Origin of the sequence: Pseudomonas sp. TMW22089 (genome assembly GCF_022496645.1) — a bacterium.
GTDB lineage: Bacteria > Pseudomonadota > Gammaproteobacteria > Pseudomonadales > Pseudomonadaceae > Aquipseudomonas > Aquipseudomonas paraversuta.
Genome location: NZ_SCFG01000025.1, coordinates 25973 through 40236, shown reverse-complemented (window position 1 = coordinate 40236; position 14264 = coordinate 25973). Strand labels below are relative to the sequence as shown.

The window sequence follows — 14264 nt, the reverse complement described above, 5'->3', positions numbered from 1 at the left end:
AGCTTTTAGATGATTTCTCTCTTGCGCCGTGGCCTGCTGGTAATTCTGGCAGCAGCCCTTCCTTTGGTGGCAAATGCTGCTCCGGGGCAGTCTGCCCACGACATCGTTTCAGATACCACCAACCGCTTGCTGGCAGACCTGTCCGCCAATAAAGAGCTGTACAAGACCAACCCGAGCAAGTTCTACGATGCCCTTAACGGCATTGTCGGGCCTGTGGTGGACGTCGACGGTATTTCCAAAAGCATCATGACCGTGAAGTACTCGCGTAACGCCACCCCGGCGCAAATGCAGCGCTTCCAGGAAAACTTCAAGCGCAGCCTGATGCAGTTCTATGGCAATGCCTTGCTCGAGTTCAAGAACGAAGGCATTACCGTGTCGCCGGCCAAGGATGAAAGTGGCGATCGCACCAGCGTCGACATGACGGTGAAGGGCGACAAGGGCGCGATTTACCCGCTGTCCTACACCCTTAACAAGGTTAACGGCGAGTGGAAAGTCCGTAACGTGATCATCAACGGTATCAATATTGGCAAGCTGTTCCGTGACCAGTTCGCCGACGCCATGCAGCGCAATGGCAACAATCTGGACAAGACCATCGATAACTGGGCGGGCGAAGTTGCCAAGGCCAAGCAAGTTACCGATCAAGCGGCTCCCAAGGCTGCCGGCCAATGAGTGAGGCGGCAGTGACCCTGGCCGGCGAAAGCGAGTTGCGCCTCAGCGGCGTACTCGACTATCAGACCGGCCCTCGCTTGCGCAAGGAAGGTCAGGCCCTGATCAAAAAGGCTCTGGCCAAGACCCTGGTGGTGGATTGCTCGGCGGTCACCAAATCCAGCAGCGTCGGTTTGTCGCTGCTGCTCTGTTACATCCGTGATGCACAAGCCCTGAACAAGCCATTGAGCATCAAGGCAATGCCCGAAGACATGCGCGAAATCGCCCAGGTCTCGGGCTTGACCGAGTTGCTGGCACATCATTAATAGCCATTTATAGAAAAGCCCCCCGTCAGAGTCCTGTTAAGTGGGGTTCGCAGGCGCGGGGCTTTTTTGTATGATGGCCGACCCGCGCGCATCAGGCGCCGATTGAGGTTGAGCATGCAGGCCGTAGAAGTGAAGAGCTTTCTTGAAGGAAAGCTGCCTGGAACCCAGGTAGAAGTTGAGGGCGAAGGCTGCAACTTTCAGCTGAACGTGATTAGTGACGAACTGGTGGCCTTGAGCCCGGTTAAGCGTCAACAAAGCATCTATGCCCATTTGAACCCTTGGATTGCTGATGGCAGTATCCACGCGGTCACTATGAAATTCTTCAGCAGCGCGGCCTGGGCCGAGCGCACCTGAGCCCCCTGAGCCCATTGGCGTCGAGATTGTTATGGATAAATTGATTATTACCGGTGGTGCTCGTCTTGATGGCGAAATCCGCATTTCCGGGGCGAAAAACTCCGCTCTGCCAATTCTTGCTGCAACCCTGCTGTGCGATGGCCCGGTTACCGTTGCCAACTTGCCGCACTTGCACGACATCACCACCATGATCGAGTTGTTCGGTCGCATGGGCATCGAGCCTGTGATCGATGAAAAACTCAGCGTCGAAATCAACCCGAATACCATCAAAACCCTGGTGGCTCCGTACGAACTGGTTAAAACCATGCGTGCGTCGATCCTGGTACTGGGCCCGATGGTTGCCCGTTTTGGCTACGCTGAAGTTGCGTTGCCAGGCGGTTGCGCAATCGGTTCACGTCCGGTCGACCTGCACATCCGTGGCCTTGAAGCCATGGGCGCAGAAATCGATGTCGAAGGCGGTTACATCAAAGCCAAGGCGCCAGAAGGCGGCTTGCGCGGTGCCAACTTCTTCTTCGATACCGTCAGCGTAACCGGTACCGAGAACATCATGATGGCCGCCGCACTGGCCAAGGGCCGCAGCGTTCTGCAGAACTCTGCCCGCGAGCCTGAAGTCGTCGACCTGGCCAACTTCCTGAACGCCATGGGCGCCAAGGTCAGCGGTGCAGGTACCGACACCATCACCATTGATGGCGTTGAGAAGCTGCACCCGACCACTTACAAAGTAATGCCGGACCGTATCGAAACCGGTACTTACCTGGTGGCTGCTGCAGTGACCGGTGGCCGGGTCAAGGTCAAGGACACTGATCCGACCATCCTCGAAGCGGTTCTTGAAAAGCTCAAGGAAGCTGGCGCCGAGATCACCACCGGTGAAGACTGGATCGAGCTGAACATGCACGGCAAGCGCCCGAAAGCGGTGAACGTGCGTACTGCACCGTACCCGGCGTTCCCGACCGACATGCAGGCGCAGTTCATTTCGCTTAACGCCATTGCCGAAGGCACGGGTGCAGTGATCGAGACCATCTTCGAAAACCGCTTCATGCACGTGTATGAACTGCATCGCATGGGCGCCAAGATCCAGGTCGAAGGCAACACGGCCATTGTCACCGGTACCGAAACCCTCAAAGGCGCGCCAGTCATGGCGACCGACCTGCGGGCTTCGGCCAGCCTGGTGATCTCGGCGCTGGTCGCCGAAGGTGACACTCTGATCGATCGCATCTACCACATAGACCGCGGCTACGAGTGCATCGAAGAAAAACTGCAAATGCTGGGTGCCAAAATCCGCCGCGTTCCGGGCTAGTTTCTGGTATTTGGCATCATGGGCACAGGGATGGTGTCCAGCCGCCAGGTGACGTAACGGCTTGCAAGCGTTACCTTACCCGGCCTCGAATCGTTCAAGTCGAGCCTGATTATCAGGCTCGATGCATGTCCGGCACCGCTTGTGTCCGGACATAAGTACCCTGATAAGGACTTACGTTTCCCATGTTGACCATTGCACTGTCCAAGGGCCGTATCCTTGACGACACCCTGCCGCTTCTGGCTGAAGCGGGTATTGTGCCGACCGAGAATCCGGACAAAAGCCGCAAGCTGATCATCCCGACCTCCCAGCCCGACGTCCGCCTGCTGATCGTCCGCGCCACTGACGTGCCGACCTATGTAGAGCATGGCGCGGCCGACCTCGGTGTGGCCGGTAAAGACGTGTTGATGGAGTACGGTGGCCAGGGCCTCTACGAGCCGCTGGACCTGCAGATTGCCCAGTGCAAACTGATGACTGCCGGTGCCATCGGGGCTGCCGAGCCCAAAGGCCGGCTGCGCGTAGCAACCAAGTTCGTCAATGTCGCCAAGCGTTACTACGCCGAACAAGGCCGTCAGGTCGACATCATCAAGCTCTATGGCTCGATGGAGCTGGCCCCGCTGATTGGCCTGGCCGACAAGATCATCGACGTGGTCGATACCGGTAACACCTTGCGTGCCAATGGCCTGGAACCCCAGGAATTCATTGCCGCCATCAGCTCCCGTCTGGTGGTCAACAAGGCTTCGATGAAGATGCAGCACGCCCGTATTCAAGCCCTGATCGACACCCTGCGCAAAGCAGTGGAGTCGCGACACCGCGGCTGACTCACCTGCGCGGCCCGGGATCTGTACCCTGAAGTCGCGCCCATCCATCCGTGTAAAAGCCAGAAATCTCAGGTACCCGCGCGGATGGCTTGGTAGTCTTGCGGTGCCTGTGCTGTGCAAAACCATAAACTCTAAGCATTCGCCAATTTCCGAGGCCCTCGCTATGACCGCTCCCACTGCAATTCGCCGACTCAACGCTGCTGACCCGGACTTCGCGCAGCATCTGGATCATCTGCTGAGCTGGGAAAGTGTGTCTGACGACTCGGTCAACCAGCGTGTGCTCGACATCATCAAAGCCGTACGCGAACGCGGCGACGCCGCACTGGTTGAGTTCACCCAGCGTTTTGACGGGCTGAGCGTCAAGTCGATGGCGGACTTGATTCTGCCCCGCGAACGCCTTGAGCTGGCACTGACCCGCATCACGGCCCCTCAGCGTGAAGCGCTGGAAAAAGCCGCGCAACGGGTTCGCAGCTACCACGAAAAACAGAAGCAGGAATCCTGGAGCTACACCGAAGCCGACGGCACGGTGCTGGGCCAGAAAGTCACGCCACTGGATCGTGCCGGCCTGTACGTACCGGGCGGCAAGGCGTCATACCCGTCGTCGGTATTGATGAACGCGATTCCGGCCAAGGTGGCAGGCGTCACCGAAGTGGTGATGGTCGTGCCGACGCCCCGTGGCGAACTCAATGAACTGGTACTGGCAGCTGCCTGTATCGCCGGTGTCGACCGGGTGTTCACCATCGGCGGCGCCCAGGCGGTTGCGGCATTGGCCTACGGCACCGAAAGCGTGCCAAAAGTCGACAAGGTGGTCGGCCCCGGCAACATCTACGTTGCCACTGCCAAGCGCCACGTGTTCGGTCAGGTCGGCATCGACATGATCGCCGGCCCTTCGGAGATCCTGGTGGTGTGCGATGGCCAGACGGATCCGGACTGGATCGCCATGGACCTGTTCTCCCAGGCCGAGCATGACGAAGATGCGCAAGCGATTCTGGTCAGCCCCGACGCCGAGTTCCTCGACAAGGTGGCGGCCAGCATCGCCAAACTGCTGCCAACCATGGAGCGGGCCGAGATCATCAACACTTCGATCAATGGTCGTGGTGCGCTGATTCTGGTCAATGACATGCAGCAAGCCATAGACGTAGCCAACCGCATCGCCCCGGAGCACCTTGAGTTGTCGGTTGCCGACCCGCAAGCCTGGCTGCCGCAGATCCGCCACGCCGGTGCGATCTTTATGGGCCGTCACACGTCCGAGGCGCTGGGCGACTATTGCGCCGGTCCCAACCACGTATTGCCTACGTCCGGTACCGCGCGTTTCTCTTCGCCCCTGGGTGTGTATGACTTCCAGAAGCGCTCCTCGATCATCTTCTGCTCCGAGCAGGGCGCTTCCGATCTGGGCAAGACGGCCTCGATTCTCGCCCGTGGAGAATCACTGACCGGCCACGCCCGTAGTGCCGAATACCGGATCATTGCTGACAGCGAACAGGGGCAATAAGCATGAGTAAATTCTGGAGTCCGTTCGTTAAAGAACTGGTGCCTTACGTGCCGGGCGAACAACCTAAGCTGGCCAGACTGGTCAAGCTCAACACCAATGAAAACCCCTACGGCCCTTCGCCAAAAGCGCTGACAGCGATGCAGGCGCAGATAAACGACAACCTGCGCCTGTACCCGGACCCGAACAGTGACCTGCTCAAACAGGCGGTTGCCGAGTATTACGGCGTGCAGACCGGCCAGGTGTTTGTGGGTAACGGCTCTGACGAAGTGCTGGCCCATGTTTTCAACGGTTTGTTTCAGCACGACAAGCCGCTGTTGTTCCCGGACATCAGCTACAGCTTCTATCCGGTTTACTGCGGCCTGTATGGCATAGAGTTCGACGCGGTACCGCTGGATCAACAGTTCCAGATCCAGCCTGCGGATTACGCCAGGCCCAATGGCGGCATCATCTTCCCCAACCCCAATGCTCCGACCGGCTGCCTGCTGGCGCTGGATGCCATTGAGCAAATACTCAAGGCCAGCCCGGATTCCGTGGTGGTCGTGGATGAGGCCTATATCGACTTTGGCGGCGAGACGGCCATCAGCCTGGTCGACCGCTACCCGAACCTGCTGGTGACGCAAACCCTGTCCAAGTCCCGCTCGCTGGCCGGTTTGCGTGTAGGGCTGGCGGTGGGGCATCCCGACCTGATCGAGGCGCTGGAGCGGATCAAAAACAGCTTCAACTCCTACCCGCTGGATCGCATGGCGATTGCCGGTGCGGCGGCGGCGTTCGAAGACCGTGAGTATTTCGAGCACACCTGCAAAGTCGTGATCGACAGTCGCGAGCAAGTGGTCGGGCAGCTACAGGCGCTGGGGTTCGAGGTGCTGCCATCGGCGGCGAACTTCATCTTCGCCCGTCACCCGGAGCATGATGCGGCCGCGCTGGCGGCAAAATTGCGGGAGCAGGGGGTGATAGTGCGTCACTTCAAGCAACTGCGCATCGCCCAGTTCTTGCGCATCACTATCGGCACGCCGGAGCAGAATGCGGCGTTGATTGAAGGCTTGTCCGACCTGTAAACCTGCTCTCCTGCTCGCGAGCTTTTAAAAGATCGCGGGCAGGCTCGCTCCTGCAGGTTATTCCTCTTGCTGCGGCGGCTGCTCTTGCGGTGGACGCAGGCCAACCTCGGCGGTGAGCTTGATCTCTTTGCCATTGCGCATGACGACTATCGACACCTTGTCCGAAGGCTTGATGCGCGCCACTTGATTCATTGAGCGGCGGCCGTCGCTGGCCGGTGCACCGTCAATGCTCAAGATCACATCGCCCAGTTGCAGGCCGGCTTTCTGCGCCGGGCCGTCACGGAAAATCCCCGCCACCACAATCCCCGTGCGTCCGGCCAGGCCAAAGGACTCGGCCAGCTCAGCAGTCAACGGCTGCACCTCAATCCCCAGCCAGCCCCGAATCACTTGCCCGTGTTCGATGATCGACTTCATGACTTCCATCGCCAGGTTGATCGGGATCGCAAAGCCTATGCCTTGTGAACCGCCGGACTTGGAGAAGATTGCAGTGTTGATGCCGGTCAGGTTGCCATTGGCATCCACCAGTGCGCCACCGGAGTTGCCGGGGTTGATCGCGGCGTCCGTCTGAATGAAGTCTTCATAGTTGTTCAGCCCCAACTGATTGCGGCCGGTGGCACTGATGATGCCCATGGTAGTGGTCTGGCCGACCCCGAACGGGTTACCGATCGCCAGGGCGATGTCACCAATGCGCAGGGTGTCCGAGCGGCCGATGGTGATCGCCGGCAGGTTTTTCAAATCGATCTTGAGAACCGCCAGGTCTGTTTCCGGATCGCTGCCAATCACCCGGGCCAATGTTTCGCGGCCGTCCTTGAGTGCCACCACAATCTGGTCGGCGCCCGTTACCACGTGGTTGTTGGTCAGCAAATAGCCCTCGGGGCTCATGATGACCGCCGAACCCAGGCTGGACTCCATGCGTTTTTGCTTGGGCGCGTTATTGCCGAAGAAGTGCCGGAACTGCGGATCTTCGAACAGGGGCTTGGCGTTTTTGTTCACCACCTTGGTGGTGTACAGGTTGGCCACAGCGGGCGCCGCGCGGGTCACGGCGTCGGCATAGGTGACCGGGCCCTGCTGCACGTAAGTGGTTTGCGGGGCCTGCTGCAGATTGACGTCCTGGCTCGGCAACCCGACCCACTGCGGGTAGCGCTGAATAATCAGCATGGCGACAAGCACGCCCGCCAGTAGTGGCCAGCCGGAATAACGCAAAGCCTTAAACATTGAACTCAGTCCTGAAGGTTGCAGAGCCATCTTGACGGCCCATAATGGCGGCCATTATACGAGGGCCGAACGCCTCTGAACGCTATATTTAGGAGTCTTTTATGGCTGTTGCCCTGAGCACACTGGTAGAAGAAGCAAATCGTTACCTGAACTGCGCTGCAATCAGCGATTACTGCCCCAACGGGCTGCAGGTCGAGGGCCGGCCACAGGTGTTGCGAATCGTCAGCGGCGTGACCGCCAGCCAGGCGTTGCTGGATGCGGCAGTCGAGGCCCAGGCCGATCTGGTGCTGGTGCACCACGGTTACTTCTGGAAGGGCGAAGACCCCTGCATCACCGGGATGAAGCAGCGCCGCCTCAAAACCTTGCTCAAACACGATATCAGCCTGCTGGCGTATCACCTGCCCCTCGACCTGCACCCCGAAGTTGGCAATAACGTGCAACTGGCGCGGCAGCTGGACATCACTGTTGAAGGGCCGCTGGACCCGAACAACGCCAAAGTGGTGGGGTTGGTGGGTTCTTTGGCCGAGCCGGTGACGGCCCGTGATTTTGCCCGCCGCGTGCAAGAAGCCCTGGGTCGTGAGCCGTTGCTGATTGAAGGCAGTGCAATGATTCGCCGCGTAGGCTGGTGTACCGGTGGCGGTCAGGGTTACATCGATCAGGCGGTACTGGCCGGGGTTGATCTGTACCTGAGCGGCGAAGCGTCGGAGCAAACTTTCCACAGTGCCCGGGAAAACGACATCAGTTTCATTGCTGCCGGCCATCACGCCACCGAGCGTTATGGTGTGCAAGCCCTGGGTGACTACCTGGCCCGCCGCTTTGCCCTTGAACATTTGTTCATCGACTGTCCGAACCCGATTTAACCCTTATGCCCTCTGGGGAGCAGCCGGTCGGCACTCGATTGGCCGCGAGCTTTCAAGATCAAAACATCGCGAGGCAGGCTCGCTCCAACAGAGGTAAAGAGGCAAACTCGTCGATCTATTCTTAGACCGTTTCGATCTAGTTGGCGCCCTCAATAGAAGAGAGCGCTGTGCTAGGATTCTCCCCTCGAACACGGCCCGCAGGCCGTTCATAAGATAGCTTTCGTGAGTAGCCATGGTCGACAAACTGACGCACCTGAAACAGCTGGAGGCGGAAAGCATCCACATCATCCGCGAGGTGGCAGCCGAGTTCGATAACCCGGTAATGCTGTACTCGATCGGTAAAGATTCTGCCGTGATGTTGCACCTTGCACGCAAGGCGTTTTTCCCTGGCAAGCTGCCGTTTCCGGTGATGCATGTCGACACCCAGTGGAAATTCCAGGAGATGTACCGCTTTCGCGACAAGATGGTTGCCGAGCTGGGCCTGGACCTGATCACTCACGTCAACCCGGACGGCGTGGCGCAAGGGATCAACCCCTTCACCCACGGCAGCGCCAAGCACACCGATATCATGAAGACCGAGGGTCTCAAGCAGGCGCTGGACAAATACGGTTTTGATGCCGCCTTTGGTGGCGCGCGCCGCGACGAAGAAAAGTCCCGTGCCAAAGAGCGCGTGTACTCTTTCCGCGACAGCAAGCACCGCTGGGATCCGAAAAACCAGCGCCCCGAGTTGTGGAACGTTTACAACGGCAACGTCAACAAGGGCGAATCGATTCGCGTGTTCCCGTTGTCGAACTGGACCGAACTCGATATCTGGCAGTACATCTATCTCGAAGGCATTCCTATTGTGCCCCTGTACTTCGCGGCCGAACGCGATGTGATCGAGAAGAACGGCACCCTGATCATGATCGACGACGAGCGCATCCTTGAGCACCTGTCTGACGAAGACAAGGCTCGCATCGTCAAGAAAAAGGTCCGTTTCCGTACGCTTGGCTGCTACCCGCTGACCGGCGCGGTGGAGTCCGAGGCTGAAACCCTGACCGACATCATCCAGGAAATGCTCCTGACCCGAACTTCCGAGCGCCAGGGCCGAGTCATCGATCACGATGGTGCCGGCTCGATGGAAGATAAAAAACGTCAGGGTTATTTCTAAGGGGTTGTCATGTCGCATGTATCTGATTTGATCAGCGAGGACATCCTCGCCTACCTGGGCCAGCACGAGCGCAAAGAGATGTTGCGCTTTCTGACCTGCGGCAACGTCGACGACGGCAAGAGCACCCTCATCGGGCGCCTGCTGCACGACTCCAAGATGATCTACGAAGATCACCTGGAAGCCATCACCCGTGACTCGAAAAAGAGCGGCACCACCGGTGACGACATCGACCTGGCGCTGCTGGTGGACGGTCTGCAAGCCGAGCGCGAGCAGGGCATCACCATTGACGTGGCGTACCGTTATTTCTCGACCGCCAAGCGTAAATTCATCATTGCCGACACCCCGGGCCATGAGCAGTACACCCGCAACATGGCCACCGGTGCTTCGACCTGTGACCTGGCGATCATTCTGGTGGATGCCCGTTACGGCGTGCAGACCCAGACCCGTCGCCACAGCTTCATCGCTTCGTTGCTGGGCATCAAACACATCGTGGTGGCCATCAACAAGATGGACCTCAAGGACTTCGATCAGGGTGTTTTCGAGTCGATCAAGGCCGATTATCTGAAGTTCGCCGAAGGCTTGCAGATGAAGCCCACCAGCATGCACTTTGTGCCGATGTCTGCCCTCAAGGGCGACAACGTGGTGAACAAAAGCGAGCGCTCGCCGTGGTACACCGGCCAGTCGCTGATGGAAATTCTTGAAACCGTTGAAGTGGCGGCCGATCGCAACCTCACCGACCTGCGCTTCCCGGTGCAGTACGTGAACCGTCCCAACCTGAACTTCCGTGGCTTTGCCGGTACGCTGGCCAGCGGCATCGTGCGCAAGGGCGACGAAATTGTGGTGCTGCCGTCGGGCAAGAGCAGCCGGGTCAAATCCATCGTCACCTTTGAAGGTGAACTGGAACACGCCGGTCCGGGTCAGGCGGTGACGCTGACCATGGAAGACGAGATCGACATCTCCCGTGGCGACCTGTTGGTGCATGCCGACAACCAGCCGCTGGTGACCGACAACTTTGAGGCCATGCTGGTGTGGATGGCTGAAGAGCCGATGTTGCCGGGCAAGAAATACGACATCAAGCGTGCCACCAGCTATGTGCCGGGTTCGATCGCCAGCATCGTCAACAAGGTCGATGTAAACACCCTGGAAGAAGGCCCGGCCAGTGCCTTGCAGCTGAACGAGATCGGTAAGGTCAGGATCAGCCTCGATGCACCGATTGCGCTGGATGGCTATGCCAGCAACCGCACCACGGGCTCATTCATTATTATCGATCGCCTGACCAACGGCACCGTCGGCGCGGGCATGATTGTCGCCCAGCCGCAGAGCCATGGCAGCGCGACCCATCATGGTGAACTGGCCCATGTGACCACCGAGGAGCGGGCCCAGCGTTTTGGCCAGCAACCGGCCACCGTGCTGTTCAGCGGTCTCTCCGGGGCGGGCAAAAGCACCCTGGCCTACGCCGTTGAGCGCAAGCTGTTCGATATGGGGCGTGCAGTGTTCGTACTGGATGGCCAGAACCTGCGCCACGACCTGAACAAGGGCTTGCCCCAGGATCGTGCCGGGCGTACCGAGAACTGGCGTCGTGCTGCCCATGTGGCGCGTCAGTTCAATGAAGCCGGTTTGTTGACCCTGGCCGCGTTCGTGGCTCCGGATGCCCTGGGCCGTGAAGAGTCCAAGGCACTGATCGGTGATGATCGCCTGCTGACCGTCTATGTGCAGGCATCTCCGGCCGTATGTGCCGAGCGTGACCCGCAAGGGCTGTATGCAGCCGGTGGCGATAACATCCCGGGAGAATCTTTCCCGTATGACGTGCCGTTGAATGCCGATCTGGTGGTCAATACGCAATCGCTGTCGCTGGATGAAAGTGTGAAGCTGGTACTGGAACTGTTGCGCAAACACGGCGCTATCTAAGCCGTACGAAAAAGCCCGCCACCGAGTACTCGGTGGCGGGCTTTTTTATGCGCGTGTATTTCCCCTCTGCAGGAACGAGCTTGCTCGCGATCTATTCCAGGCACGCGAGCAAGGGGATAGCTCAGGCGCCGGGGTATTTGCGATGCAACTCGTCCAGCAGCCGGTCCTTGTTTTCCCACAAGGTATTGATCCAGCTCTGAAACGCCCGCTTGTACTCAGGGTCCTGGTCGTAGTTTTTACCGATAAACCCGGCCGGGATTCTCAGCTCTTCGAAATCCACCACCACCTCCCGCACGTTGCCGCACAGCAGATCCCAATAACCCGGTCTGCCGCCTGGGTAGTGGATCGTCACGTTGATGATCGATTGCAGCTGTTCGCCCATCGCATCCAGGACAAAGGCAATGCCGCCGGCCTTGGGCTTGAGCAGGTAGCGAAACGGGGAGTTCTGCTGCGCGTGTTTGGCCTCGGTAAAGCGTGTGCCTTCAACGAAATTGAAAATCGCTACCGACTGGTTTTTAAACTTGGCGCAGGTTTTACGGGTGGTGGCCAGGTCCGCGCCTTTTTTCTCCGGGTGTTTGTCCAGGTAAGCCTTGGTGTAGCGCTTCATGAACGGGAAGCCCAGAGCCCACCACGCCAGACCGATCACCGGGACCCAGATCAGCTCCTGCTTGAGGAAGAACTTGAGCGGACGAATACGTTTGTTGAGCACGTACTGCAGCACCATGATGTCAACCCAGCTCTGGTGGTTGCTGGTGATCAGGTAGGAGTGCTGGTAGTCCAGCCCCTCAAGGCCTTCGATGTGCCAGCGGGTCTTGCGCAGTAAATCCATCCAGCGCGAATTGTTGCTGACCCAGGCTTCGTGGATCCGGCGCATCAACTCGTCGGTCACACGCTGCGCTGCCGGGAATGGCAGGCACAGCTTGAAAATGGCAACTACGAACAGCGGCGTGCAACACAGGATAGTGTTGATCGCCAGTAGCAATGAAGCGATGACGCCGCGTAACGGCGCAGGCAGGAAATCCAGCATTTACACATCCATAGGTCGGTTGGCGGCTTGAATCGCCGTGAGGGCGATGGTGTAGACAATGTCGTCGACTTGCGCGCCGCGAGGCAGATCATTTACCGGTTTGCGCAGACCTTGCAGCATAGGCCCAAGGCTGACGCAATCGGCGCTGCGCTGTACCGCCTTGTGCGTGGTGTTGCCGGTGTTCAGGTCAGGGAACACAAAGACCGTCGCCCGGCCCGCCACTTTGCTGTCGGGGGCCAGTTGTCTGGCGACCGCTTCATTGGCAGCGGCGTCATATTGCAGAGGCCCGTCGATCAGCAATGAATGCTGGGCCTCATGGGCCAGCAGGGTGGCTTCGCGTACTTTTTCGACCTCTTCGCCACTGGCCGATTCGCCGCTGGAGTAGCTGATCATTGCCACCCGCGGGGTGATACCGAAGGCGGCGGCCGAGTCGGCGCTTTGCAAGGCAATTTCGGCCAGTTCACTGGCGGACGGATGCGGGTTCATCACGCAGTCGCCATATACCAGCACTTGTTCGGGAAACAGCATGAAGAACACCGATGACACCAGGGTGCAGCCCGGTGCCGTCTTGATCAGTTGCAGGGCCGGGCGGATGGTGTTGGCGGTCGAGTGAATAACCCCGGAAACCAGCCCGTCCACTTCGTCCAGGGCCAGCATCATGGTGCCGATCACCACGGTGTCCTCCAGCTGTTGCTCGGCCATCGGCGCATTGATGCTTTTGGTTTTACGCAGCGCCACCATCGGTTCGACGTAACGCCCGCGAATCAGGTCCGGGTCCAGAATCTCCAGCCCTTCAGGCAGCTCGAAACCGTGGGCCTTGGCCACTGCCAGAACCTCTTCAGGTTTGGCCAGCAATACGCAGCGGGCAATTCCGCGGGCATGGCAAATGGCAGCCGCCTGCACGGTCAATGGCTCGCTGCCCTCGGGCAGGACGATGCGCTTGTTGGCTTGCTGGGCCCGCTGGATCAGTTGATAGCGGAACACCGCCGGGGTCAGGCGCATTTCCCGCGGGGTGCCGCAGCGTTGATGCAGCCAGTTGGCGTCCAGATGGCCGGCAACAAAATCGGTGATGATTTGCGCGCGCTCGCGGTCATCAATCGGGATTTCCTTGTTCAGCTGGTTGAGCTGGTTCGCCGTGTCATAGGACCCTGTACTCACTGACAGCACCGGCAGCCCGGCCTGCAGCGCGCCACGGCACAGTTCCATAAGGCGCGGGTCGGGCTTGGTGTCGCTGGTCAGCAGCAGACCGGCCAGCGGCACGCCATTCATGGCCGCCAGGCTGACAGCCAGAATAATGTCATCGCGATCGCCGGGGGTAACCACCAGCACCCCGGGTTTGAGCAGTTGCAAGGTGTTGAGTACGGTGCGGGCGCACAGAATGATTTTCGACATGCGCCGGGTTTCGTAGTCCCCGGCATTCAGCACCTGGGCACCCAGCAGGTCGGCCACGTCGCGGGTGCGTGGCGCGTTGAGTTCGGGTTGGTAAGGAATGCAGCCCAGCAGTCTGAAATCGCCACTGCGCAGCAACGGCGAGTGCTCTTTGAGGCGCGCCGAAAAAACTTCCATGCTTTCGTCGGTGCGCACCTTGTTGAGGATCACGCCGAGCACTTTCGGATCTTTGGGGCCACCAAACAACTGTGCCTGCAATTCAACCCGGCCGGAGAGCTCGGTCAGCACTTCGTTTTCCGGGGCCGACACCAGAATCACCTCGGCATCCAGGCTCTTGGCCAGGTGCAGGTTGACCCGTGCGGCGTAACTGGCGGTGCGGGTGGGCACCATGCCTTCAACGATCAGTACATCTTTACCAATGGCTGCTTCTTGATAAAGGCTGATGATTTCTTCGAGCAGTTCATCCAGTTGGCCGTCACCCAGCATGCGTTCCACATGGGCCAGTCCCAAAGGGGTTGGCGGCTTGAGACCGTGGGTGCGGGCGATCAGTTCGGTCGAGCGCTCAGGGCCGATATCACCCGGATGCGGCTGGGCAATCGGCTTGAAAAAGCCGACTTTCAACCCCGCGCGCTCCAGCGTGCGAACCAGTCCGAGGCTAATAGATGTCAGGCCCACACCGAAATCAGTGGGGGCAATAAAGAAAGTTTGCATGCGAGCTTCCTGACGTG

13 protein-coding genes are annotated in these 14264 nt (G+C 59.2%); 10 read left to right on the top strand and 3 right to left on the bottom strand.

Annotated features, from left to right (window positions below):
• Positions 1 to 9 precede the first annotated feature (9 nt).
• The 7 genes from EQV90_RS18595 to hisC all read left to right on the top strand — a co-directional run bounded on the left by EQV90_RS18595 (position 10) and on the right by hisC (position 5987).
• Positions 10 to 669: an ABC transporter substrate-binding protein gene (locus EQV90_RS18595; RefSeq protein ID WP_003439915.1), complete on the top strand. Its 660-nt coding sequence runs from the start codon at positions 10 to 12 to the stop codon at positions 667 to 669.
• Positions 666 to 971, top strand: coding sequence for an STAS domain-containing protein (locus EQV90_RS18590; RefSeq protein WP_003439917.1), 306 nt, complete (start codon positions 666 to 668; stop codon positions 969 to 971). Before EQV90_RS18595 ends, EQV90_RS18590 begins: the two co-directional genes overlap by 4 nt.
• A gap of 114 nt (positions 972 to 1085) precedes the next feature.
• Positions 1086 to 1325, top strand: a complete 240-nt coding sequence (locus EQV90_RS18585) for a BolA family protein (protein ID WP_003439919.1) — start codon at positions 1086 to 1088, stop codon at positions 1323 to 1325.
• Between the two features lie 31 nt (positions 1326 to 1356).
• Positions 1357 to 2622 carry a UDP-N-acetylglucosamine 1-carboxyvinyltransferase gene (gene murA / locus EQV90_RS18580; protein ID WP_003439921.1) on the top strand — a complete coding sequence of 422 codons (1266 nt, stop codon included), beginning with the start codon at positions 1357 to 1359 and terminating at the stop codon, positions 2620 to 2622.
• Between the two features lie 182 nt (positions 2623 to 2804).
• Positions 2805 to 3440, top strand: coding sequence for an ATP phosphoribosyltransferase (hisG, locus tag EQV90_RS18575; protein WP_003439923.1), 636 nt, complete (start codon positions 2805 to 2807; stop codon positions 3438 to 3440).
• 163 nt (positions 3441 to 3603) lie between these two features.
• Positions 3604 to 4932 carry a histidinol dehydrogenase gene (gene hisD, locus EQV90_RS18570; RefSeq protein WP_003439925.1) on the top strand — a complete coding sequence of 443 codons (1329 nt, stop codon included), beginning with the start codon at positions 3604 to 3606 and terminating at the stop codon, positions 4930 to 4932.
• Positions 4933 to 4934: 2 nt separating this feature from the next.
• Entirely contained in the window at positions 4935 to 5987 is a 1053-nt protein-coding gene (hisC, locus tag EQV90_RS18565) for a histidinol-phosphate transaminase (protein WP_003439926.1), read from the top strand.
• Positions 5988 to 6044: 57 nt separating this feature from the next.
• Here the strand turns inward: hisC and algW are convergent, their stop codons facing one another.
• Positions 6045 to 7202, bottom strand: coding sequence for a Do family serine endopeptidase AlgW (gene algW / locus EQV90_RS18560; RefSeq protein WP_003439928.1), 1158 nt, complete (start codon positions 7200 to 7202; stop codon positions 6045 to 6047).
• A 101-nt stretch (positions 7203 to 7303) separates the two neighbouring features.
• Between algW and EQV90_RS18555 the strand changes: the two genes are divergently transcribed.
• The 3 genes from EQV90_RS18555 (at position 7304) to cysN (ending at position 11120) form a co-directional block, all read left to right on the top strand.
• Positions 7304 to 8062, top strand: a complete 759-nt coding sequence (locus tag EQV90_RS18555) for a Nif3-like dinuclear metal center hexameric protein (RefSeq protein ID WP_127196056.1) — start codon at positions 7304 to 7306, stop codon at positions 8060 to 8062.
• Positions 8063 to 8294: 232 nt separating this feature from the next.
• Positions 8295 to 9212 (top strand): sulfate adenylyltransferase subunit CysD, encoded by a 918-nt coding sequence (cysD, locus tag EQV90_RS18550; RefSeq protein ID WP_003439932.1) that lies wholly within the window; start codon positions 8295 to 8297, stop codon positions 9210 to 9212.
• A gap of 9 nt (positions 9213 to 9221) precedes the next feature.
• On the top strand, positions 9222 to 11120 hold the full coding sequence (cysN, locus tag EQV90_RS18545; protein WP_003439933.1) for a sulfate adenylyltransferase subunit CysN: 1899 nt from the start codon (positions 9222 to 9224) through the stop codon (positions 11118 to 11120).
• Between the two features lie 121 nt (positions 11121 to 11241).
• Here cysN and EQV90_RS18540 read toward each other — a convergent pair whose 3' ends face one another.
• Together EQV90_RS18540 and pta are read right to left on the bottom strand one after the other, a co-directional pair.
• The gene (locus tag EQV90_RS18540) at positions 11242 to 12147 is read right to left on the bottom strand and encodes an acyltransferase (RefSeq protein ID WP_003439935.1); all 906 of its coding nucleotides are present in this window, start codon (positions 12145 to 12147) and stop codon (positions 11242 to 11244) included.
• Positions 12148 to 14247, bottom strand: coding sequence for a phosphate acetyltransferase (gene pta, locus EQV90_RS18535; RefSeq protein ID WP_003439937.1), 2100 nt, complete (start codon positions 14245 to 14247; stop codon positions 12148 to 12150).
• Positions 14248 to 14264 lie beyond the last annotated feature (17 nt).